The 22,229-nt window shown below is 70.3% G+C and carries 21 protein-coding genes and 1 riboswitch; of the genes, 8 read left to right on the top strand and 13 right to left on the bottom strand.

What is annotated here, in order from left to right; genetic code table 11:
• Positions 1-242: 242 nt before the first annotated feature.
• The gene (locus TRAD_RS07910) at positions 243-1,361 is read right to left on the bottom strand and encodes a BMP family lipoprotein (RefSeq protein ID WP_013178084.1); all 1,119 of its coding nucleotides are present in this window, start codon (positions 1,359-1,361) and stop codon (positions 243-245) included.
• 106 nt (positions 1,362-1,467) lie between these two features.
• Between TRAD_RS07910 and ligA the strand changes: the two genes are divergently transcribed.
• The gene (ligA, locus tag TRAD_RS07905) at positions 1,468-3,513 is read left to right on the top strand and encodes an NAD-dependent DNA ligase LigA (protein WP_013178083.1); all 2,046 of its coding nucleotides are present in this window, start codon (positions 1,468-1,470) and stop codon (positions 3,511-3,513) included.
• Between the two features lie 122 nt (positions 3,514-3,635).
• Here ligA and TRAD_RS07900 read toward each other — a convergent pair whose 3' ends face one another.
• The 4 genes from TRAD_RS07900 to TRAD_RS07885 form a co-directional block, all read right to left on the bottom strand.
• On the bottom strand, positions 3,636-4,157 hold the full coding sequence (locus TRAD_RS07900; RefSeq protein ID WP_013178082.1) for a LabA-like NYN domain-containing protein: 522 nt from the start codon (positions 4,155-4,157) through the stop codon (positions 3,636-3,638).
• Positions 4,158-4,338: 181 nt separating this feature from the next.
• On the bottom strand, positions 4,339-5,331 hold the full coding sequence (locus tag TRAD_RS15240) for a YsnF/AvaK domain-containing protein (protein WP_013178081.1): 993 nt from the start codon (positions 5,329-5,331) through the stop codon (positions 4,339-4,341).
• A 163-nt stretch (positions 5,332-5,494) separates the two neighbouring features.
• The gene (locus TRAD_RS16515) at positions 5,495-6,160 is read right to left on the bottom strand and encodes a YsnF/AvaK domain-containing protein (protein WP_013178080.1); all 666 of its coding nucleotides are present in this window, start codon (positions 6,158-6,160) and stop codon (positions 5,495-5,497) included.
• Between the two features lie 9 nt (positions 6,161-6,169).
• Positions 6,170-6,463 (bottom strand): hypothetical protein, encoded by a 294-nt coding sequence (locus TRAD_RS07885; RefSeq protein ID WP_013178079.1) that lies wholly within the window; start codon positions 6,461-6,463, stop codon positions 6,170-6,172.
• A gap of 212 nt (positions 6,464-6,675) precedes the next feature.
• On the opposite strand from TRAD_RS07885, the gene TRAD_RS07880 reads away from it, so the two are divergent.
• The 3 genes from TRAD_RS07880 (at position 6,676) to TRAD_RS15235 (ending at position 9,755) form a co-directional block, all read left to right on the top strand.
• Entirely contained in the window at positions 6,676-7,206 is a 531-nt protein-coding gene (locus tag TRAD_RS07880; protein ID WP_013178078.1) for an S-ribosylhomocysteine lyase, read from the top strand.
• A gap of 109 nt (positions 7,207-7,315) precedes the next feature.
• Positions 7,316-7,993, top strand: a complete 678-nt coding sequence (locus tag TRAD_RS07875) for a response regulator transcription factor (RefSeq protein ID WP_013178077.1) — start codon at positions 7,316-7,318, stop codon at positions 7,991-7,993.
• 259 nt (positions 7,994-8,252) lie between these two features.
• Positions 8,253-9,755, top strand: coding sequence for a sensor histidine kinase (locus TRAD_RS15235; protein WP_148221206.1), 1,503 nt, complete (start codon positions 8,253-8,255; stop codon positions 9,753-9,755).
• Here TRAD_RS15235 and purM read toward each other — a convergent pair.
• Entirely contained in the window at positions 9,752-10,807 is a 1,056-nt protein-coding gene (gene purM / locus TRAD_RS07865; RefSeq protein ID WP_013178075.1) for a phosphoribosylformylglycinamidine cyclo-ligase, read from the bottom strand. The genes TRAD_RS15235 and purM overlap by 4 nt on opposite strands.
• Positions 10,808-10,864: 57 nt before the next feature.
• On the opposite strand from purM, the gene priA reads away from it, so the two are divergent.
• The 4 genes from priA (at position 10,865) to TRAD_RS07845 (ending at position 15,922) form a co-directional block, all read left to right on the top strand.
• Entirely contained in the window at positions 10,865-13,156 is a 2,292-nt protein-coding gene (gene priA, locus TRAD_RS07860) for a replication restart helicase PriA (protein WP_049773020.1), read from the top strand.
• 351 nt (positions 13,157-13,507) lie between these two features.
• Positions 13,508-13,939, top strand: coding sequence for an SsrA-binding protein SmpB (gene smpB, locus TRAD_RS07855; RefSeq protein WP_013178073.1), 432 nt, complete (start codon positions 13,508-13,510; stop codon positions 13,937-13,939).
• A 49-nt stretch (positions 13,940-13,988) separates the two neighbouring features.
• Entirely contained in the window at positions 13,989-15,386 is a 1,398-nt protein-coding gene (locus TRAD_RS07850) for a hypothetical protein (RefSeq protein WP_148221205.1), read from the top strand.
• Complete coding sequence (locus tag TRAD_RS07845; RefSeq protein ID WP_013178071.1) at positions 15,383-15,922, top strand: phosphopeptide-binding protein; 540 nt, start codon at positions 15,383-15,385, stop codon at positions 15,920-15,922. The genes TRAD_RS07850 and TRAD_RS07845 overlap by 4 nt, the downstream gene beginning before the upstream one ends.
• Before the next feature lie 36 nt (positions 15,923-15,958).
• Here TRAD_RS07845 and TRAD_RS07840 read toward each other — a convergent pair whose 3' ends face one another.
• The 7 genes from TRAD_RS07840 to TRAD_RS07810 form a co-directional block, all read right to left on the bottom strand.
• Positions 15,959-16,345 carry an ArsR/SmtB family transcription factor gene (locus TRAD_RS07840; RefSeq protein WP_013178070.1) on the bottom strand — a complete coding sequence of 129 codons (387 nt, stop codon included), beginning with the start codon at positions 16,343-16,345 and terminating at the stop codon, positions 15,959-15,961.
• 9 nt (positions 16,346-16,354) lie between these two features.
• On the bottom strand, positions 16,355-18,391 hold the full coding sequence (locus tag TRAD_RS07835) for a heavy metal translocating P-type ATPase (protein WP_148221204.1): 2,037 nt from the start codon (positions 18,389-18,391) through the stop codon (positions 16,355-16,357).
• Positions 18,392-18,472: 81 nt separating this feature from the next.
• Complete coding sequence (locus TRAD_RS07830) at positions 18,473-20,140, bottom strand: cation:proton antiporter (protein WP_013178068.1); 1,668 nt, start codon at positions 20,138-20,140, stop codon at positions 18,473-18,475.
• Between the two features lie 148 nt (positions 20,141-20,288).
• A riboswitch (Fluoride riboswitch) is annotated at positions 20,289-20,351 on the bottom strand.
• 75 nt (positions 20,352-20,426) lie between these two features.
• Complete coding sequence (locus TRAD_RS07825; RefSeq protein WP_013178067.1) at positions 20,427-20,828, bottom strand: fluoride efflux transporter FluC; 402 nt, start codon at positions 20,826-20,828, stop codon at positions 20,427-20,429.
• The gene (locus TRAD_RS07820; RefSeq protein ID WP_013178066.1) at positions 20,825-21,259 is read right to left on the bottom strand and encodes a fluoride efflux transporter FluC; all 435 of its coding nucleotides are present in this window, start codon (positions 21,257-21,259) and stop codon (positions 20,825-20,827) included. The genes TRAD_RS07825 and TRAD_RS07820 overlap by 4 nt, the downstream gene beginning before the upstream one ends.
• 48 nt (positions 21,260-21,307) lie before the next feature.
• Entirely contained in the window at positions 21,308-21,652 is a 345-nt protein-coding gene (locus tag TRAD_RS07815) for a hypothetical protein (protein WP_013178065.1), read from the bottom strand.
• A gap of 76 nt (positions 21,653-21,728) precedes the next feature.
• Positions 21,729-22,226 carry an HNH endonuclease gene (locus TRAD_RS07810; RefSeq protein ID WP_013178064.1) on the bottom strand — a complete coding sequence of 166 codons (498 nt, stop codon included), beginning with the start codon at positions 22,224-22,226 and terminating at the stop codon, positions 21,729-21,731.
• Positions 22,227-22,229 lie beyond the last annotated feature (3 nt).

Genomic DNA, 22,229 nt, shown 5'->3' with positions numbered 1-22,229 from the left:
GCGGGGCGAGTGCGAGGCGGCGGGGGCCCCCTAGGCCGCAGCGGCGGCTGGTTGTCGGGTGCGGCGCGTGTGGGTGCGAGAGCGACGTAGGGGTGTGACGTATGGGTGTGGCGTGGGGGTGTGAGGCGCGCGTGCACGAACGACGCGCACAAAAATCCGCGGTGTACGAAGAGGTGTACACAAACGAGGTGTACGAAAAGAGGAGCCCCGCTGGGCGAGGGCTCCTCACTGGGCAAGCGTGGTTACTGCTCGCGGAAGTCCGGTACGACGACCTCACCCTCGATGATGCGCTGCCGGACGCTCTCGAGCTCGTCGATGACGCTCTGCGGGATGAGCGCTTCGTTAAATTCGTCGAGCGCGTAACCGACTCCGTCCTCGGCCAAGCCCAGGACCTGCGTGCCCCCCTCGAAGGTGTCTTCGACGACGTCGTAGACCGCGTTGTAAGCGGCCACGTCGACGCGCTTAAGCATGCTGGTGAGGCCGTGGTTGAGGGTCTCGGGGTTGTCGTCGGTGTCGCCGCGGAAGTTCTGGTTCGAGTCGACGCCGATAAAGAAGAGCGGCTGGCTCCCCTCGCCGCAGCGCTGGGCGTAGGCCGAGGAGACCTCGATCTCGGCGAGCACCTCGGCGAGCGGCGACGCGCGCAGCTCCCCCTGCGGCTGGTAGCACATGGTCTGGGTGACGAAGTCGATGACCCCGTTGCCGGAGGCGCCGGCGGCGGCGTAGATGATGTCGGCCCCCTGCGCCTGCTGGGTGGTGGCGAGCTCGCGCGCGCGCGCGGGGTCGTTCCAGGCGGCGGGGGTCGAACCGACGTAGTTCGACACGATGCGGCACTCCGGGCAGGCGGCGCGAACGCCTTCCTGATAACCGAGGTCGAAGGCGCGGATTAGCGGGATGTCCATCCCCCCCACGAAGCCGACCGTACCGGTCTGGGTCATCATGCCCGCTAAGTAGCCGACCAGGTAGCTCCCCTCGTGCTCCTTAAAGAGCACGCTGCGGACGTTCGGGTTGTCGACCTCGGCGTCGATAAGCACAAAGAAGGTGTCGGGAAACTCGCTCGAGGCTGCGGCGACGGCGTCGGCCTGCAAAAAGCCGGGGGAGAGGATGAGTTCGGCGCCCTGCGCGGCGATGTTGCGCAAGCCCTCGGCGGCCGTGTCGGGGGTACCTTCAAACTCGAGCACGTCGATCACGAGCCCCTCGTCCTCCTCGAGCTCGCTCACGGCCTGCGTGAGGCCGTTCCAGGTGCCCTCGTTAAACGAGCCGTCGAACTTGCCGCCCGCGTCGAAGGTGATGCCGAAGACGTAGTCTTGGGCGGCTGCCAAAGGCAGCGCGAGCAGGGCGAGTAGCAGACCAACTTTACGCATGCGTCCTCCTGAAACGTAGTGGGGGTGACCCGAGAGCGAGTATAGCACCCTGGTAGCGCCCCCGAGAGCCGTCAGGGGCGCGGGCGGGTGGCGGTATACTCGGCGGGTGAGTGACCTTCGCGCCCTCGCCGCGCGGGCCGCAGCGCTACGCGCCACGCTACGCGAGGCGAACTACCGCTACTACGTGCTTCAGGACCCGGAGCTCTCCGACGCCGAGTGGGACCGGCTGTTTCACGAACTTAAGCGCCTCGAGGAGACCCACCCCGAGCTGCGCACCCCCGACTCCCCCACGCAGCGCGTCGGCGCGCCGCCGCAGGCGTCGTTCGCCGCCGTGCGCCACCCGCACCCGATGCTGTCGCTGGACAACGCCTTCGACCTCGCCGGCCTCGAGGAGTTCGAGGCGCGCCTTAAGCGCGTGCTCGCCACCGACGAGGAGATCGCTTACCTCGCCGAGCTGAAGATCGACGGCCTGTCGATCAACCTCCTTTACGAGGGGGGCGTGCTCGTGTGGGCGGCGACGCGGGGTGACGGGGTCACGGGGGAGGACGTGACCTTTAACGTGCTCGGGGTGCCGGGACTGCCGCAGCGGTTACCGGAGGCGCTCCCGGGCGGGGGGCGGGTGCCGGAGGTGCTCGAGGTGCGCGGTGAGCTCTACTTGTCGCGCGCCGAGTTCCGGCGCATCAACGAAGAGCGCGCTGCGGCGGGCGAGCCCCCCTTTAAAAACCCCCGTAACGCCGCCTCCGGTACCATCCGGCAGCTCGATCCACGGGTCAGCGCGGGGCGCAAGCTGCAGGTGTTTTTTTATGGCGTCGCCGAGCCGCGCGCGTTAGGCGTGCGTACCCAGTCGGAGCTGCTCGACTGGCTCGCCGCGGCGGGGTTTCGCACCAACCCCTTGCGCGCGCGCGCGCGCGGGATCGCCGCGTTAGAACCCCTCATCGCGCGTTGGACGGCGCTGCGCAGCACGCTCGACTACGAAGCCGACGGGGTGGTCGTTAAAGTCGACGAGCTCGCTCTGCACGACGAGCTCGGCAGCACCGCGCGCGCGCCGCGGTGGGCCGTGGCCTACAAGTTCCCCGCCGAGGAGGTCGAGACGACCCTTTTGGGCGTCAGCTTGGGGGTCGGGCGCACGGGCAAGATCACCCCAGTGGCCGAGCTCGAGCCGCGCCTTATCGAGGGCACCGAGGTCAGCCGCGCGACGCTGCACAACCCGGGGTTTATCGCCGCTCTGGACCTGCGCGTCGGCGACCGGGTGATGGTGCACAAGTCGGGGGGGATCATCCCCGAGGTCATCCGGGTGCTCACCGAAGCGCGCACCGCCGAGCTGCCCCCGTACGTCTTTCCGGAGACGTGCCCGGCGTGCGGCGAGGCCCTTATCGAAGACGGCGCCAACGTGCGCTGCGTCAACCTGGCGTGCCCCGCTCAGGTGCTGGCCCGCCTCAGCCACTACGCCTCGCGGGGCGCCATGGACATCGCCGGCTTGTCGACCAAGACGTTGCAAAAGCTTCTGGACAAAGGGCTTATCCGGACGATCCCCGACCTCTACGACCTCACGCCCGAACAGCTGACGCCCCTGGAGGGGTTTGGCGAGCGTTCGGCGCAGAACCTGGTGGCGGCGATCGCGCGCTCAAAGACGCAACCCCTGGAGCGACTGCTGGTCGCTCTCGGGTTGCCGCACGTCGGGGCGCGCACCGCGCAGCTCTTGGCGCGGGCTTTCGGGTCGCTCGAGGCGCTGCAGGCGGCCGACACCGCCGACCTCGCGGCGCTCCCCGAGGTCGGTGAGACGACCGCCAGAGCAGTCCACGACGCGCTGCAGCAGCCGGCGCTGCGCGCGCTCATCGGCGAGCTGCGCGCGCGGGGGGTCGGCGGGGGTGCGGCGGCGCCGCGCAGCGACCGGCTTAAAGGGTTGACCTTCGTGCTCACCGGGACGCTGAGCGAGCCGCGCGACCGCCTCAAGGAGCGGCTCGAGGCGCTCGGGGCGCGGGTCGCCTCGTCGGTCTCCAAAAAGACCTCGTTTGTCGTCGCGGGTGAGGACCCCGGTTCAAAGCTCGACAAGGCGCGCGCGCTCGGGGTCCCCGTCCTCGACGAAGCGGGGTTGGCGGCGCTTCTAGCGGCGCGCCTGGGGGAGGAGGCCCTCGCCCTTGAGAGCAGCTAAGTACCTCCCGGCTAACATTTCGAGCTTCAGCAAAGAACGCTGAAGCTCTCCATTACCGCCGAGACGTACTCTCTTCCTGACTCGCTCCGCTCGGGTTGATCTAAAGCTCAACCAGGAGATACTTAAAAGAGGATCTTCGACCAGTTGAGGTCGTCGAGCGGGTGGAACACGTCGGCGTACTCGATGAGCACGCCAGCTGACTGGTTGCGAAACATCGCGCACTCGACGTGTTTGCCCTTGCGTTTAATGGCTTCGACGAGCTGCACGTAGTCGCCGTCGCCGGAGACGAGCAGCACGGTGTCGTAAGCGTTTTCGTAGGCGAGCGACAGCGACTCGACGGCGATGGCGACGTCGACCCCTTTTTCGACTAAAGTGCCGTCGAAGCGGCGGTGCAACCGCCCCAGACGCACCGTGACGTAAGGGATGCGGCTGAGGGACTCGAAAAAGCGCTGCTGCCCCTCGCGCCTCTCGGTATCGTAGTCGTCGGTAAGCGGGGCGTTGTAGTAGTAGGTGCGGACGAGGTGGCGTTTGCAGACGAGCTGCGCGACGAACTCCTGCAAGTTGACCCGCGTCCCGGTCAGGTTGTCGCGCATGCCGTTATACAGGTTGCTGCCGTCGATAAATACAGCGACACGCTCTACCAAAATAGGGCTCCTCAGCTGAAATAGGTTAGACCCTCATCAGTGTACTGCCCGGTTACAAAAATAGGAAGAGGGCTTCGGCGCGCCGGCGACAACAGCCCGGGTCGCGCCGAGCGCAGCCGGCGCTGGAGGCCACAAAAAACCCCCCGCTCGTGGCAGGGGGTCGGCGTGTAGACGCAAGCCGCTAGCGGCGGCCGCGGGCGCGTTCCCAGGAGTTGCGAACGCTGTCCCTAAAGTCTTCCCAGCGGCCGTGCTCGCGGTAGTTGGTCTCCCAGTCGCGGCGGGCGTCGGCTTCGATGTCGTTCCACTCGCGGCCGGTGTAGCGCTTGTCGCTGGCGAGCGTCTGGCCGTAGGTGTAGGCCGGGCCGGTCTCGTCGTAGACCTCGGAGGTCCCCCCACCCGGGATCTGCTCGACCTCAACGTCGGCGCGGCGCACGGTGTCGCGCACGGTTTCAGTCTTCTCCTCGACGGTCTTGCCGACCGCGATCTCCTCGACCACGCGCGCCTCTTTGGCGATGACGGCCTCTTCGTCGGTTTCGGTCACCTCGATCGTGCGCTCGGTAAAGAGGTCGTCGGCGCGGCCGCTCACCGGACGGTCGACCCGCTGCCGTTCGACGTTGATGGTCTCGTCACGCAGCGTCACCTGCTCCTCGATGGGCGTTTCGGTGACGACGCGGCGCACGCGCACCCCGCCGCGCTGAACCTGGCGCTTGCCGATGCGGAGCTGCTCTTCGACGACCTCGAGGCGCTCGTCACCGTCGACCCTGCCGGTTGCGGCGCGCTCATCGCGGTAGCTGCGATCGTCGCGGTAAGCCGTGCGGTCTTCCGTGTCGGCCGTGCTCGCCGCGGTGTCGTAAGCGGGCGCCGTGCCGGCAGCGTAGTCGGCGCTGGTGTCCTCGCCCAGGTTGGCGTAGCGGTTCATGATGTCGACGGCTTTGTCGGTCTCCGCCTCTTCGGCGTGCACCGAGACGAGCGCGCCCCCTTGGTTGAGCCCGTCGACGTAGTAGCGCGCTTCGTCGTCGGGGATACCCTCGCGCAGGAGTTCGTCGTGGATGCCCTGGTCGCCGCCGACGTAGCGGTGGATGACGCTGCTGCTAAAGCCCGCAGCTTTGAGGTCGCTGACGACCTGGTCGGCGACGTTTTCGTTGTCAAAAAGTCCGATTACGTTGTTTGCCATGTTGCTCCCCTTCCGTGTTGGGTGCTGACCTGGGGTCAGCGGAACGGCTTACTTCGTTGTACGCTACCCCTTTGTCGGGCGTTCGTAAGCTTGCTTTCATTTGCGGCGCTGATGCGCGGTGTGCTCCCACGCTGCAGGGGCGGGAGCGCTACGAGGCTTGGACTTACATATCTGGCTCCCCCCCCTCCACGGGTTCCCCACGCGCGTCCAGACGCTCGACGACCGCCTCCTCGCGCCGCAGCGTGACCCGTTGGGGGTTGCGCCGTTCTGTGCGCTTTTTCCGCACGCGCAGCTCCTCGGTGAGCATGAGGCGCTTTTCGAGGACCAAGACCTCTTCGTAGAGCGGGATGACGGTGACGTCCCCCTCTTGGCGGACGCCTTCGGGTTGTTCGACGAGGCGCTCGACCTGGACCCGTTCGACGTCGACCTCTTCCCGCACGAGGGGTTCGTCGACGGTCTCTTCGGTCTCGACGACGCGCGTCCGGATGCGCACGCGCCCCCGTTCGACCTGGCGCTTACCGACCTTGAGCACCTCGGCGGCGAGCTGCAGAACCTGGGTTTCGCCGGCCCCGACCTCGGTCCTCTCGCCCTCGCGCGGTTCGCTCGCGGCAGCTGGCGCGTCCGCGCGCAACCCCTCGAGCTGCGCCTCGAGCTCCGACCAATCGGCGAGCAGGAGGTAGTCGCCGTTTCTCTCCTTGACGAGCAGCTCCTGCGGCACGATGAGCCTGCGGCCGTCCTCGAGGCCGAGCTGCAGCCCGTCTTCGCTTTCAGAGAGCAGTTTGGTCCTGACCCGACGTCCCTCCTGGTCGGTCACGGCTATCCAGGTCACGGCGCCTCCTTAAAAGATGATGAGAAGCAGCAAGATGATGAGGGCGATGATGAGGACCGGCCAGAGCCAACCCGGGCGGCTAGCGGGCGCGGCGTCGCGGCGCGGCCCACCTTGGGCGTCGTAGGTGTCTGTGAGCGGTCTCTCCGGCGCGACGTCGGGCGAGGTGTAGGGCGCGTCGACGGGCGCTGCCGGTTCCGCCCCGACGCCACCGATGACCTCCTGACCGACCGCGCGCGTATCGCGCTCGGTCGCGTTGCGTTCGGGATCATCGCCGTAGACGTGAACGGAGCGTTTGTCAGCCATTGTATTTCCCCCCTTTGCACTGCTTGCGGGTAGCGTGCTTCTAACATTTCTAAGCTACCGGCCTCGCGCGGCGGGGTATGTAGCTGTGCCCGCAATCGCGCCTTACATCACGGTTGCTGGGTTGCCGAGCCGGGTGGCGCTCGGTGCAGCGTCGGCTCGGCCTGTGTCGTGACGCCGCGCCCAAAAGGAGGGCTTGGCGTTAGGCTGGGGTCATGGAGTCTCACCACACGCTCGCAACGGCTTCCGCCGAGGCGCCGCTCGAGGCCAAGCGCGTCGCCTCGTTCGACCTCGACCACACGAAGGTGCGCGCGCCCTACGTGCGCCTCGCGGGGCGCTACCGAGGGCCGCGCGGCGACACGGTCACCAAGTTTGACCTGCGCCTCGTGCAACCCAACCGCGCGGAGCTGCCCACGGCCGCGCTGCACACCCTCGAGCACCTGCTCGCGGGCTACTTGCGGGGCGCGCTCGAGGGCCTTGAAGGGGTGCAGCTCGTCGACGCGAGCCCGATGGGCTGCCGCACGGGCTTTTACCTCACGGTGCTCGGCCAACCGGCGGAGGCCGACATCGCTCAGGCGCTGACGCGCGCGCTGCACGCCGTCGTCGCTCACCAGGGGGAGATCCCTGGGTGCAGCGAGCGCGCGTGCGGCAACTACCGCGACCACTCGCTCCCAGGGGCGCAGGCGTGGGCGCGGAGCATCTTGGAAAACGACATCCGCGTTCAGGAGACCGTGACGGTGACCTAGGCCTAGGCCACCCCCGAGGCATAATCTGAGAAAAAGTTGAGAAAAAGTCGCGGCCTATTCTCATCTTCTCATTAGGTCTCTCACCTAGGCCCCCCTCATACTTCTCGCTATGGACCGCAAACCCCTTGTCCTCATCATCGAGGACGAAAAAGAGATCGCCAAGTTTATCGACCTCGAGCTGCAAGCCGAGTCGTACGAGACGGTCGTGACCTACGACGGGGTCACGGGGCTCTCCAAGTTTCGCGAACTCAACCCCGACCTCGTCGTGCTCGACCTCATGCTCCCCGTTCTAGACGGGCTCGAGGTCGCGCGGCGGGTGCGCAAAACCTCGAACACGCCGATTATCATCCTGACCGCTAAAGACAGCGTCGACGACAAGGTCTTGGGCCTCGACTCGGGCGCCGACGACTACCTCGTCAAACCGTTCTCCATCGAGGAGCTTTTGGCGCGGGTGCGCGCGCACTTAAGGCGCGTCAACCCCGCGGTCACGGGTGAGGTGCGCGTCGCCGACCTCGTGATGAACCTAGATGGGCGCGAGGTCTTTCGCGACGGGCGCCGCATCGAGCTCTCGGCCAAGGAGTTTGAGCTCCTGGAGCTTTTTGCCCGCAGCCCTGGAAAGGTCTTTAACCGCTTCGAGATCGAGGAGAAGGTCTGGCCCGAATACACCGGGGGGAGTAACGTCGTCGATGTCTACGTCGGGTACCTGCGGCGCAAGCTCGAGCACGACGGCGAGCGCCGTTTAATCCACACCGTCCGCGGCGTCGGGTACGTTTTGCGCGAGGAGTAGCGCCCCGCTTCGTCAGCGCGCTGTCACCTCTCTCACTAGCGCCTGCGTCACCCTAAGGGCAGCTGCGCCCGTGTCGCGCGTGGCGTAGACGCGCGCAGCGCGCCTTGGCTACTTTGGATACGGGTGCGTCGCGGTCTCCGCGCCGCTTTTGTCCGCAACGCACCCAGACTCGTCTACCGGGGTGAGCTCATCACATATGCAGATCTCGACAGCGCCACACGTTCCGGGTCAAGAACCACCGAGCCGCCCCCGAAAGGGGGTGCGGGGCCTGCGGGGGGTGTCGCTGCAGCTGCGCTTGACGCTCGTCTTTACGGCCTTTCTGGCGCTCGTCTTGATCGTCGTCGCGGTCGTGGTCTACGGGCTCACGCAGCGCTCGATCCTCGAGACGGTGGCGAGCCGCGCGGAGCAGGAGTACAGCAACGCGCTCGAGGCGATGCGCCAAAACCCCGCCTTGGACTCCTCGACGCGCGGCGGTTGGGTGCAAAACCTCTCGGGCGACACCCAGCTGTTTGTCAACATCTACCTCCCCGAGCCGCAGCTCTCGGCGCGCTCGACGCCCTTTTTCGCCTTCGAGCGGGTTCCGCAGATGTACGTCGTCAAAGATGCCGGCGGCGAGGCGCTGAGCGAGTACCTCGGCGACGCGGACCTGCAGCGGCTCCTTAGCGGTGAACCCCTAAGCCAGGTGGTGCGCGACGTTCGGGGGCGGACGTGGTACGTCGAGGGGCGTTTGGAGCGTTTTAACCTGAGCAACTTAGAGGTCCCCGCCGCGATGATGGTGGCGCTGCCCGTGTCGACCGACACCCTGTCGCAGCTCCGCATCAACCTCATCCAGACGATCGTGGTGGCGTTTGTCGGCTTTGCGCTCGGGGTGTGGTTTTTGGCGCAGCGCGTGCTAGCGCCCCTCAAGCAGGTCACCCAGGCCGCTTCGCGGATTAGCAGCCACGACCTCTCGCAGCGCGTCCCCGCCCCCCCGACCCGCGACGAGGTCGGCGAGCTTGCCCTGACGCTCAACCGGATGCTCGGGCGCCTGCAGGAGACCTTCGAGACCCAGCGCCGCTTTACCGCCGACGCCAGCCACGAGCTGCGTACGCCCGTTACGGCGATCGCCGGGCACGCCTCGTACCTGTTGCGGCGGACCAACCCGACCCCCGAACAGGAGGAGTCGTTAAAGATCATCCGGAGCGAGGCGGCGCGGATGAGCAAGCTTGTAAACGACCTTTTGGAGCTCGCTCGAGCCGACGCCGGTTTTTCGGTCGACCGCGTCCCCTTTAACCTCGTCGAGGTCGTCGAGGAGGTGAAAAAGGAGCTCGCGCCGGTTTTGGGCGGCGCGAGCTTGCGCACCTTTTCGCCACAGCCCCTTTTAGAGATCGAGGGCGACGCGGGGCGCCTTAAACAGGTGCTTTTAAACCTCGTGCAAAACGCGCTCAACGCCGGCGCGACGCAGGTCGACGTGTCGCTCACGTTAGAGGGTCGCCGGGCGCGGCTCGAGGTGCTCGACAACGGCCCCGGTATCCCCGAGGGCGCGCTCCCGAAGCTCTTCGACCGCTTTTACCGCGTCGACGGCGCCCGCAGCACCCGCGGCAACGGCAGTGGTCTGGGGCTCGCCATCGTCAAGTGGATCGTCGAGCAGCATGGCGGCGAGGTGACGGTCGAGTCGAAGGTGGGGGAGGGAACCGTCTTCACCGTCTTTTTGCCGGCCCCGCCGCAAGCGGGGGCGCTGCCGGTGCCGCGCCCCCGCGTGGCCAAAGCGGCGCAGGTCTAACTCTCGGCGACCCCCTCGATACGCACCCCCGAGCCCGGTACGACCTCCCCGATGACGAACGCCTCGGGGAGGCGCGCGCGCACCGCCGCCGCGTCCTGTGGCGCGGTGATAAGGGCGAAACCGACCCCCATGTTAAAGACCCGGTACATCTCCGCCGCGCCGACCCCCCCGCGCTTTTGAATGAGCGTGAAAATCTCCGGTACGGGCCACGTCGGGGTGAGGTGCGCCCCCAAGCCCGCGGGGAGGGCGCGCGGGAGGTTCTCCAGCAGCCCACCCCCCGTGATGTGGGCGCACGCGCGCACCAGCCCCGCCTCTAGAAGCGGCCACACCGCCCCGAAAAACGAGCGGTGCGGCGCGAGCAGCGCCGCGCCGACGGTGCTCGCGCCAAAAGCTTCGTGGAGGCTACCCCCGAGAACCTTGCGCGCGAGGCTAAAGCCGTTCGTCTGCAGCCCGCCCGAGGCGAGCCCGAAGACGACGTCGCCCGCCTGGACGCGCTCGCCCGTGAGCACCGCGTCCCTTTCGGCGACGCCGATAATCGTCCCCACGAGGTCGAACGCGCCCGCCTCGTAGACCCCCGGCATCTCGGCGGTCTCGCCGCCCAGGAGGGGGATGGCGTGCGCGCGACAGGCCGCCGCGACGCCCCCGACGAGCGCGGCGATGGTCGCGGGCTCGAGCCGCGCCGAGGCGACGTAGTCGAGGAAAAAGAGCGGCCGCGCGCCCCCGACCAAGATGTCGTTGACGCAGTGGTTGACGAGGTCGGCGCCGACGGTGTCGAAGCGCCCGAGCGCGCGCGCGACCTCCGTCTTCGTCCCGACGCCGTCGGTCGAGGCGACCAGCACGGGTGCGCGCAGCTCTTTAAGGGAAAGCGCGTCGAAGGCGCCGCCGAACGCGCCGAGGCCGGCGAGCACGGCGGGGGTGTAGGTCGCCCGCACGGCGCTCGCCATACGCTGCAGCGCCTCGGCGCTCGCGCCGAGGTCGACGCCCGCGTCCTTGTAAGCCGATGCGTCCGCTGAGCCGTGAGCCGAGCTTGGGGTGGGTTTGGAGGGGGCCATGCGTCTACTCTAACGCCCCAGCGCCCGCCGCTAGCGCGGGGGCGGTATCATGGCGTGGTGCCCGCTCCCCCCCGCAACACGCTCCCGCAGGCCGCTTCCGCAGTGCGCGCCGAGGTGGCGCTGCGCGTCGCGCTGCCGCTACCCTTGCCGCCCTTTTCCTTTTTGCCGCCGCACGGCGCGCCGCTGCCGGCGCTCGGGAGCCGGGTCGCGGTGCCCTGGCAGGGGGGGGTGCGCGTCGGCCTCGTCGTCGCTTACGAAGCGCTGCGCGGGGGGGCGGGGCTCGAGCTGCGCGAGCTGATCGGCGCCTTGGAGCCGCACCCCTTCGTCACCGAGGTGGCGCTAGCGGTCTTGACGCGCCTCGCCGAGCACACCTGCGCACCCCTCGGGACGGTGCTCGCCAACTTTTTACCGACGGGCCTGCACGAGGCGTTGCAGCACGAGGTGAGGTTGCTCGCCCCCGTCGCGGGGGGGGTAGCGGGGCTCACGGAGGCGTGGTGCGACGCGCGGGGGGTGCCGCCGCACACGCTCGAGGCGCTGCGCCGCGGGGGGCTTTTGGAGGAGCGCGTCCGGGTCAGCCCGCCGCAGGTGCAGCGGCTCGTCCCCCTCAAGCGCGCGGACGCCGAGCTCGCCGGTAAGCCGCGCGAGGCGCAGCGGCGCGCGCTCGCCGCCCTGTGGGCGCTGGGGGCCGCTGAGAGCGCCGCCGCCCTGGCGCGCGACGCGGACGCCCCCGAGAGCGCGGTGCGCGCGCTTGTCAAAAAGGGGTACGCGGGCTACCGAGCGCTCCCGGCGCCCCCGCCGCCGCTCCCGTACGCCGTCGCCGCCGAGGCGCCGAGCGCACCGCTCGGCGCCGAGACGCTGCCGAGCGATCCGCTCGTGAGCGTCTCGGGGGGCAGCCGCGAGGCGCGGCTGCGGCGCCTCGTCCCGCAGCTCCGGGCCGACCTCGCGGCGGGTGGCAGCGTGCTCGTGCTGGCGCCCGAAGGGGCGCTACTGCACGCTGCCGGGGCGTGTTTGGGCGCTTACCTACCCGTCCTGACGCTCTCCGGGGAGCTCCCAGACGCGCAGCGTGCGCGCGTCTGGGAGGCGTGCGCGCGCGGTGAACCGGTGGTGCTGTTGGGCACCTACGTCGCGCTTTTCGCGCCGCTGCGCCACCTCGCGCGGGTGGTGGTGCTCGAGGAGAGCAGCGGCGCGTACAAGCTCGCGAGCGGTTGCCGCGCCTTCGTGCCGACCGCCGCGCGCTTTCTGGCTGAGGCCGCCGCGGTGCCCTTGGTGCTCGCCGACGCCCTCGCCTCGCCGGAGACGCACCTCAAGACCGCCGCGCAGGCGCGCCTGACGCTCCCCAAGGGGCCGCCGCGGGTGCACCTCGTCGACCTGCGCGAAGGGGGCGGCTGGCCGCTCTCGACCGACCTGGTGCGGGTCCTCAAGCAGGTCGCCGAGCGCGAGCGCCAAGCGGTCTTGCTCGCTCCGCGCCGCGGTTTTTCGGCGGCGCTGCGCTGCGCCGCGTGCGACTTTCTCGCGATGTGCCCCAACTGCGACCTGCCGCTGCGCTACCACCGCGAACGCTACGTGCTGCGCTGCCACCAGTGCGCGCACGCCGAGCGCGCCCCCGACACGTGCCCGTCGTGCGGTAGCCCCGCGCTAAGCCCGACGCGCGCGGCGGGGACGCAGTGGGTCGCTGCGGAGGTCGCCAAGCTGCTGCCGGGGTTTCTCATCCGCCGCTTTGACGCCGACAAGCGCGACGACCTCTCGGCGCTGCTCGCCGGCGCGCCGGGGGTGCTCGTGGCGACGACCGCCGCGCTGCGCGCCCCGCCGCTGCCGAACGTCTCCCTGGTCGCCGTCACGCTGCTCGACGCGTTTTTGAACATGGGGGACTTTCGCGCCGAGGAGGAGGCGTACCGCTTGCTCCTCAACCTCGCCGAGCTGGCGCCAGCTCGGCGCCCACTCACGCTCATCCAGACGTTTCAGAGCGACCACCCGCTCTTGCAGGCCTACACCCAAGGGGCGGACGAGGCGTTTTTGGAGGCGCTCCTGGCGCGGCGCCGGCGCTTTCGCTACCCGCCCTTCGCGGCGCTCGCCAAAGTCCAGATCAGCGCGCGCCAGAGCGCGGTCGCGGAGCGCGAAGCGGCCTGGCTCGCCGGGGCGCTGCGCACCGCCGGCGTCGCCGCTGACGAGCTCCTCGGTCCGAGCCCGGCGCCCGTGGCGCGCGTTAAAAACCTCTACAGCTACCACCTCTTCGTGCGCACCGAGCCGGAGCGGCTGACGAGCGCCCTCGCTCCGGCGCTGGCGTACCAGGGCGCCGCCCGCGTACGGATCGACGTCGACCCGCGCGACGTGGCGGGGTTTCTCGACTAAGGTGGGGGCGCCTCGGGGGGCGCGGTGCCTCTCCTTTAGTAGATAAGAAAATCACGAGCCAGAGTGTTGTGAAAATTTGCACTAAATGACGACAGCCGCAGGAAGGCTGCAGCGGGGTGGCTGTCGGGGAGGGTGGCGCTTTGCAGCGCGCGGCGCGGTACAACTGAGTGATATGAGTGATGCCCGGTTTGACGAACCCGAGGGCGCGTAGGGCCGGAGGACGCTCGGCGAGAAGCCATCTCGCTGCCCCTAGGCGGGCAGGGCGCCCCGCCCCTCGTGGGGCTGCCGGCGCAAAGCGCGTAGCAGGGAACGCTCTCGGTACGGCCGTCAGGGGCCGAAAGCAGGTGAACGATGATCCAGAACCGCCGTGCAAGCTTCGATTACGAGCTTTTAGAACGTTTTGAAGCGGGGCTCGTGCTTACAGGTAGCGAGGTCAAAGCGCTGCGCCAAGGGGGGGTGACGTTGGGGGAGGCGTATGCCCGCGTCCGCGGGGGGGAGGTGTGGCTCGAGGGCCTCTACATCCCCCCTTACAAAGAGGCGAGCTACAACAACCACGAACCGCGGCGCCCCCGCAAGCTGCTCCTTAGAGCGCGCGAGATCGCCGAGGTCCAGCGCGCCCTGGAGCGCAAGGGGCTCACGCTGGTGCCGACGAAGCTCTACTTCAAAAACGGCTGGGCGAAGCTCGAGGTGGCCCTGGGGCGTGGCAAAAAGCGTTTCGACAAACGCCAAGACGCCGCCAAACGCGACGCGCAGCGCCAGATCGAGCGGGCGCTCAAACGGTGAGCGCGGCGACGGGGTGGAGGCGTTGGTGCTCCCTGTCAAGAGGCGCCCCGTGCCGCCGTCGCTAGCCGTCGCGCGGCGGCTCCTGCTCGCTTTGGGGGTCTTTGGCGCGCTCACGGTCGCCGCGCCGCGTGCGCTCGCCCAAACGCCCGCGGAGGCCGAGGGGCCGCGCGCCACGCAGCTCATCCTCAACGGCTACGAGGTCGCCGGTGCGACGACCGAGCTCGTACCGGGGACGACCTACGCCCCCGCCGCGGCGCTCGCGGCGGCGTTGGGCGCATCTTGGCGCTTCGACGCCGAAGGGGGGCTTTTCAGCCTCGAGTTTGGCGGCCGCTTTCTCAGCTTGCGGGCCTTCGGGGCGCCCGAAGCGGCAGCGGCGGCGCAGGGGGCGCTCTGGGTCGACGGCCGCGAGGCGCCCGGGCCGGGAGCCGTGGTTGTGGCGGGGGAGCCCTACCTGCCGGTTAAAGGGGTGGTCGCCGCGCTCGGGGGGCACACCGCTCAGGTCGCGGGGGGGGCGACGCAGGTGGTGACGGTCGTGTTTCCGCGACCACAGCTTACGGCGGTGCGCTCCCCCGGTGTGTGGGGACGGGCCGAGCGCTTCGTGCTCGAGTTTAGCGCGCCCGTGGCCGTCGAGCCGCTCTACGAACCCTCGTTGCGCGTGCTGCGCCTCCGCTTTCCGCGGGCGCTGCTCGGCGACGGGGTGGCGACGGGGCGCTTTAGCGGGACGCACTTTAGCGACGCAGCGCTCGTCCCCGACGTCGGTTATCTGGACTTTAACCTCACCTTGCGTGCGGGGCAGGACTACAGCCTCTTTAGCGAACCCGCAGGGGCGGGGCAGCGGGTCGTGCTCGACCTCTTCGCGCGCGGGGATCGGGGGGGGGAGGTGAACGCGGAGGCCCCGACGCTCATCCTCGACCCCTCGGGCCAGACGGCGGCGCTCGCCGGGGAGCTGCAGCGCCTCCTCGGGGCGCGCGGGGTGAACGCGGAGCTGACGTGGACGCAAGACCCCGCGCCCCCCGAGGTGCGGGCGCGCTCGGGGGTCGGGGCGCCCCTTTTCGTCACGTTGAGCCGCGCACCCTTGGGGCCAGGGCGCGTCAACCTCTACTACCTCGCGCCGGAGACGCCCAGCGCTCTGCTGCAGGCGCCCTTGCGCGCGGGGGCCGAGGCGCCTTTAAGCGAGGCGGGGCGCGAACGCCTCGCGGCGCTCCCTCTGGACCTCGCCTTGGGCGAGCGGGTCGCGCGCCTTCTCGGGACGGCCCTCAAGGCGCGCACCGGGCTGCAGCCGCGCCTTGTGGAGGCGCCCCTCTTCGCGCTGTCGGGGGCGGCGGGGCGGGGGGTCATGCTGGAACTGAGTACGGCGGTGCCCACGACCCCGGGCCTCGTCGCAGCGCTCGCCGAGAGCCTCGCGGCGGTCCTCGCCGCCGAGACGGGGCTCGCTACGCTGCCGTGACCCGCCCCCAACCCCTCCCGACGCTTTTGGGGGCGCTCGTGCTGCTCGCTGGCATCGTCGCGTTCGTGCGCAGCAGCCCGCCCCCCCTCGCCCCGCCGCCGCAGGTCCCCCTGGTAGCGGCGCCCGCGTCGCCCTTCGAGGCGACGCTCGTCGGGGTCACGGCGACGGGCGAGGTGCGCGAGACGGTGTCGCTGCAGAGCTACCCGGAGCCGGGGGCGCAGCTCGCCGCAACCCTGCGGGCGCTGCGCGCGTGGCTCCGCGACGAAGGGGGGTGGCCGGAGGCGCTCGGCGCGCCGCGCGTGTTCCTCCCCGTCCCGACGCACGCCGTGCTCGACTTTCCGCTCAGCGCTCCCCCCGACCTCTCGGCCGAGGCCGAAGCGCAGCTTATCGCCTCGCTGCGCCGCACCGCCGCGCGCCAGGGGGTGCGCGAGGTGACGCTGCTCGTCAACGGCCGCGCACCGGCGACCTTTTTAGGACACGTCGCGTTAGCGGACGCGCTCGAGCTCCCGCCGGACGGCGTGCAGCGAGGCGAGTAGACCTAGCGCGTAGACCTGGATTTTGTCAGCGGCGGCTTACGTGGGCGCGACCTCACCGGCGTGCGCGAGAACGTCCTCGAGGAGGTTCTGAACGTGGTGGTCGGCGAGGCGGTAGTAGGCGACGCGGCCCGCCTTGCGGTAGCTCACGAGGCGGCTGACGCGCAGCACCCGGAGCTGGTGGCTGACGGCCGACTCGCTCAGGCCGAGCACCGCGGCGAGGTCGCAGACGCAGAGCTCGGTGGTGGCGAGGGCGCTCAGGAGCCTTAGGCGCGTGGGGTCGCCGACCGCTTTAAGGAGGAGCGCCGCGGCCTCGACGCGCGCCGCCGCGGGCTGCGCGGCGCGCGCCCGCGCGACCGCCTCCGGATGCACGCACCGCACGTCGCAGGCGTCCGCAAGGGTTTCCGGTTCGGTGGGGGCGTTCACCCCTCTATCCTAACGGCCGCCGGGGCGGGGGGCAGTTGTAGGGCGCAGGAGCCGCAGGGCGTTGGCCGTGACCAGAGCGGTCGCACCGGTATCGGCGAGGATGGCGGCCCACAGGCCGGTCACGCCCAGGAGGGTGGTCGCCAAAAAGAGCGCTTTAAGCCCCAGAGCGATGGCGATGTTTGCGCGGACGGTGCGCAGCGCCCGGCGCGCGAGCGCGACGAGGTCGGCGACGCCGGTGAGCTCGGCGCGCAGCAGGGCGGCGTCGGCGGTCTCGAGCGCGACGTCCGTCCCGCCGCCCATGGCGACGCCGACGTCCGCCCGGGCGAGGGCGGGGGCGTCGTTGATGCCGTCGCCGACCATCATGACGCCCGGCCCGAGCCGCTCGACCAAGCGGAGCTTGGCTTCGGGGAGGAGCTCGGCGCGGACCTCGAGCCCGAGGGGGGCCGCGAGCGCCGCCGCCGCGCGGCGGTTGTCGCCGGTGAGCACCACCACCCTCAGGCCGAGCGCCCGCAGCGCCTCGGTAGCGCGCCGCGCCTCGGGGCGCACCGCGTCGCGCAGCGCGATGAGCCCCGCGACCTCGCCACCGACGAGGGTGACGGCGACCGTCTTGCCGGCCGCCTCGAGCGCCGCGACGCGCGCCCTCACCGCGCCACCGAGCGGGGTGAGGAGCGCCGCGTAGCGCGGCGAGGCGACCACGACCCGAACGTCCCCCACGGTCCCCGCGACCGCCCTCCCGGGCAGCGCCTGCGCCGCGCTCACCTCCGGGAGCGAGAGCCCCGCCGCGCGGGCGTGCGCCGTGATGGCCTGGGCGAGCGGGTGGGCGGAGGTCGCCTCGACGGCCCCGGCGAGCTCGAGCACCGCCTCGGCCGAGCGCCCCAAGGGGACGACGTCCGTGACCTCGAGCCGCGCTTGGCTGAGCGTGCCGGTCTTGTCGAGAGCGACGGTGCGCACGCGCGCTAAAGCCTCGAAGACCGCGCCGCCCTTGACGAGCAGGCCGCGGCGGGCGCCCGCGGCGAGGGCGCTCGTCATCGCCGCCGGGACGCCCAGCACCAGCGCGCAGGGGCAGCCGATCAGCAAGAGCGCGAGCGCGCGGTAGAGCGAGGTCTCCCAAGCCGCCCCCGCCACGAGCGGGGGGAGGAGGGCCGCGAGGAGTGCGGCGGCGAGCACGCCGGGGGTGTAGCGGCGGCTAAAGCGGTCAATAAGGCGCTCCGATCGCGAGCGGCGCCGCTGCGCCTCGTCGACCAGGCGCTGGGTGCGCGCGAGGAGGTTGTCGTCGCCGGGCCGCGTCACCGCGACGGTCAGGGCGCCCTCGCCGTTCACGCTCCCCGCGAAGACCGCCTCACCCACCCCCCGAGAGCGCGGCACGCTCTCCCCGGTGAGGGGGCTCTCGTCGACGGTCGACGCCCCCTCGAGCACCACCCCGTCGGCGGGGATGCGCTCGCCGGGGGCGACCCGCACCCGCTGCCCCGGCCGCAACGAGGCCGCGCTGAGCACCCGCACGCCCCCCGCCTCGAGCACCCGCGCCGTCTTCGGGGTGAGCGCGGCGAGGGCGCTCACGCTCCGCCGCGCGCGCGCCGCCGCGACGCCCTCCAAGCGTTCGCCGAGGAGAAAGAGGGTGACGACCAGGGCCCCCTCGGCCGCTTCGCCGATGAGCAGCGCGCCGAGGGCGGCGAGGCTCACCAAGGTGCTCATGCCGAAGGGGCGGCCCGCCAGGGCGCCCGAGGCCGCCTTGCGGGCGAGCGGCCAAGCCCCGACGAGCGTCGTGAGCGCGTAGGCCCAAGGGGCCCTCTCCGGGAGGGCGAGCGAGAGGGCGACGGCCATCGCGAAGAGCACCCCTACGCAGAGCGCGTGCCCCCCCGCGCCCGTCCGGTACCAAGGCGTGGCGGGGGTCAGCTGCTCGGCGGCGCTCTCACGGGTAGCAGCGTCGCCCTGTGCGCACGTCGCGAGACGATGCCGGCTCCGGGGTCGGCGGGGACGGTTCGTGGAGCCGCTCACATCATCGGCCTCCGGGTAGGGGGCGTCGGGGGCGCAGGTCGGGCAGGTCATGACACCATTGTATGAACATCTGCTCAGATGTCAAGGTATCGTGCGCCCACCCCTGGGGGGCGAGCGCGGCCCTCCGAGGCCCTAGGGGCGCCCTCGGCGCGCGCGAAAGACGCCGACCCGCCGCGGCGCCTCCGCGGCCCCCTCGACGACGATCAAGGGGAGCGTGCTGCGCTCCAAAAGCGCCTGCGACACCGAACCGATGGGGACCTGCCACGCGGGGCGGTGGCCGCGTTTGCCGACCACGACCTCGGTGGCGTTAAGGGCCTCCGCCTCGCGCAAGATCGCCTCGGCGGTGGGGCCCGCAGCGGTGACGAAGCGGTGCCGGACGTCGAGGAGGTTCTGCGTGACGCGCGCGCTAAGCGCCTCGAGCGCTGCCGGTGAGGTGTCTTCGGCGACGTGCAGCACGGTGACCTTGCCGTCGCTCTGGCGCGCGAGCGCCGCCGCCTTGCGCAGCACCTCGTCGGCCAAGCTCGAGGTGTCCACGGCGGCCAAGATGAGCGCCTGCGTGGCGACGGCGACCTTCGTCGGGTCGACCTCGCCCTTTTGGAGCAGCAAAGGTGCCGTCAGCTGGGTGAGCCACGCCCCCAAGGGGGCGGTGACGAGGATGGCGAGCGCCGAGAGCGCGAGGATCACCTCGCCGCCCGCGACGCCCGCGGCGAGCGGCAGGGCGCCGATCGCCGCCTGCACGGTCGCTTTGGCCATGTTGCCGGGGAGCAGAAAGAGCCGCTCCCCCCAGGTCCAGTTGCTCCCCCAGGTCGAGAGCAGCCACCCGAGCATCCGCCCGACCAGCAGGCCGACGGCTAAAAGGGCGAGCCCCGGCAGCAGCACGCTGCCCAGCACCGAGAGGTCGACGGTCGCCCCCAAGAGCACGAAGAGCACGATCTCGGCGACCGTCCAGAGCCCGTCGAACTCCCCGCGGACGCGCCGCGCAAAGGGGGCGCTATAGAGCACCAGAAAAAAACCCATCGCCATGACGGCCAGGTACCCCGAGTAGACGGGCCACGCGGTCGCCCCGAGCACCAGCGCGAGCGCCAAGCTCGCGGTCACGATCACGTCCTGCACGGCGCTCTCGGTCCAGTTCTGTTTGACCAAGAGGTGCACGGTGAGCCGCGCCGCAAGCCACCCCACGGCGAGCCCCAAGAGGATCTCGACAAGTACCCGCAGCGGCAGGGCTTGAAGCGGCGTGAGCGTCAAGGCGCCGAGCGTCAGGCCGTGCGCCCCCTCACCCCCCGCAAAGCCCAGCAGCAGGCTAAAGAGCAGCAGCACCAGCACGTCCGAGAGCGCGCTGCCGGTCATGATCGCGTCGGGGACGCCCTTCTGCACGCCCCAACCGAGGCTTTTGAGGCGCAGCATGCCGGGGACGATGACCGCCGGCGACTCGGCGCTCAAGATGACGCCTAAGAGCAGACCGGTGAGCAGGTCGAAGCCGAAGAGGTAGCGCGCGGCCAGCGCCACCACCACCGCCTCACAGGCCGCCGGTAAAAACCCCAGCCGCGCGGCGACCGTGCCCTGCTCCTTGAGCTTCTGCCGGTCGAGCCCCAGGCCCGCTTTCATCAAGATGACCATCACCGCGACCGTGCGCAGCGCCTCGGCGCTCCCCAGCACCGCGCTGCCCAACAGGTCGAGCCCCTGCGGGCCGAGGAGCACCCCCGCGGCGATCATCCCGACGAGCGGGGGGGCGCCGAGGCGTTTGACGAGCTGCCCGAAGAAAAAGCCGCCCAGCAAGATGAGCAGCGCGCTCGCTAGCACGTCGGGCCTCCCGGCGCCGCTACCGCGTGATGCCCCGTCTGCCGGGGTAGCTCTGGCTCGAGAGCGCCGAAGGTAACGTCATGTCGCATCCTGTTCTCCTCACCTGGCGCTAGGGGCCGCACGCGGGCAAACGAAAGGCCCCTACGCCAACGACGTAGGGACCATCAGCCTCGAGGGGCGGTTGAGGGCGGGACCCATCGCCACGACCGTTTGTCGGGCGCTCGAGCCGGAGCGCCCGACCCTAGTGTAGCGCCCTCGTGGGCCGGGGGTAAAGCGCTCGGCCCATCTAACCGAGACCCGCCCAACCCGAACCCTGCGCCGCGAGCGCAAACCCGAGCGCGATCAGCGCCACCCCCAGCAGCGGCACGAGGGCGGCGCTAAAGTAGGCGGCGCGCCAACGTTCGCGCTCCAGCAGCCGCACGGTGTCGTACATCCAGGTGGAAAAGGTCGTGTACGCCCCCAAAAAGCCGCTGCCGAGCAGGACGCGGTACCCTTCAAGGAGGGGGTGGCGCGCGCTGAGGTCTACGAGCAGCCCCAGCAAAAACGCTCCCGAGAGGTTCACGCTCAAGACCCCCCAGTTCCAGTAGGGGGTGCGCAGGCGCGTCGTGAGGGTGACGTCGAGCAGGTAGCGGGCGGTGACCCCCAGCGCGCCCGCGAGCGCGAAAGCAACGAAAAAGGCCGGTTTCACCGCCGACCCACCACGTAGCGCCGCGCGAGCCACAGCCCCGAGGCGGCGGCGCAGAGCCCGCCCGTCACGCTAAGCACCGCGTAGAGCGAGGCGGTCTGCCGCCCACCGCTCGAGCCGAGCGCTAGGAGCTCTAAGCTAAAGGTCGAGAAGGTGGTAAAAGAGCCGAGCACGCCGGTGCAGAGCGCCGCGCGCAGGCGCCCGAGCTGCGGCCAGCGCTCGAGCAGCGCGGTGAGGACGAAGGCCAGGACAAAGGCGCCCGCGAGGTTTTCGTAAAAGGTGACCTTGGGAAAGGCGCCCGCGTGCGCTGGGAAAGCGAGCACGAAGGCGTAACGCAACAGCGCCCCGAGCGCGCCGCCCGCGGCGACCGCGAGGGTGTCGGCGGGCGGCGGCAGCCGCGGCGGGGTGGGGGGTGGGTCCTGCGGTTTGGGCATCGTGCGCCTCGGGGTGCGTGGTGGCGCTCTCGGCCGGTCGCTTGGGGTCTAGTCGGTCTCGGGCACCAGCGTGACGGTGACCGTGCGGCTGTCGCTGCCGCCCACGCTCTGGGCGCGCAGCGTGTAGGTGGTCGTGGCGGTCGGCGTCACGGTGACGAGCGTCTGGCCGCTGACCTCGGTGGTGCTCGCTTCGCCGCCCTCCGGCTCGGCGCTCAAGGTGACGATGGTAGCGCTTTCGGCCTCGAGCGTCCAGCTCAGGGTGACGCGCTGCCCGGGGGCGCTGATGGTGCGGGGAAAGGCCTCGAAGGTGGTGATGCGGGGGGCGGTGACGGTAGCGCACGCGCTGAGAAGAGCGGCGAGGGTGGCGAGGTACAAAGGGCGCGCAGCGTTCATGGCGTAGCATAACGCGCGCGGATGAGAGCGGCTGGAACATGCCGACGGGCTACGAGCCTTTGCCCAAACCCGGGGCTCAGCTCCCTTTAGGCAGGTACTTCTCCCAGATGGGGTCGATGTTGGGCAGGATGCCGTAGGCCGACGAGAACATAAAGCGCGGCGCGTAGGGGCGGCGCTTGAGGGTCATCTGCGCCTCTTCGGGGGTGCGGTCGCGCTTACGCGCGTTGCAGCGGCGGCAGCAGGCGACCACGTTCTCCCAGTTCGTCGCGCCGCCGCGGCTGCGCGGCAGCACGTGGTCTAGGGTCAGGTCGCTCTCGCGCGACAGGCAGTACTGGCAGGTGTGGTCGTCGCGGCGAAAGACGTTTTTGCGGTTGAAAGCGACGCGGTGGCGCGGGGGGCGTTTGACGAACTTTTTAAGCCGCACGACGCTCGGCACCGGAAAGACCTGGCTGGGCGAACGCAGGACCTTGTCGGAGTCCTCGACGCGCTCGGCGACGTCGTGCATGAGAAGGGCCACGGCCCGTTTGACCGAACACACGTGCAGCGGTTCGTACGAGGCGTTGAGGATGAGCACCCG

Origin of the sequence: Truepera radiovictrix DSM 17093 (genome assembly GCF_000092425.1) — a bacterium.
Taxonomy (GTDB): Bacteria; Deinococcota; Deinococci; order Deinococcales; family Trueperaceae; genus Truepera; species Truepera radiovictrix.
Note: the sequence above shows the minus strand (reverse complement) of the source record. Positions and strands in the feature narration are given on the sequence as shown.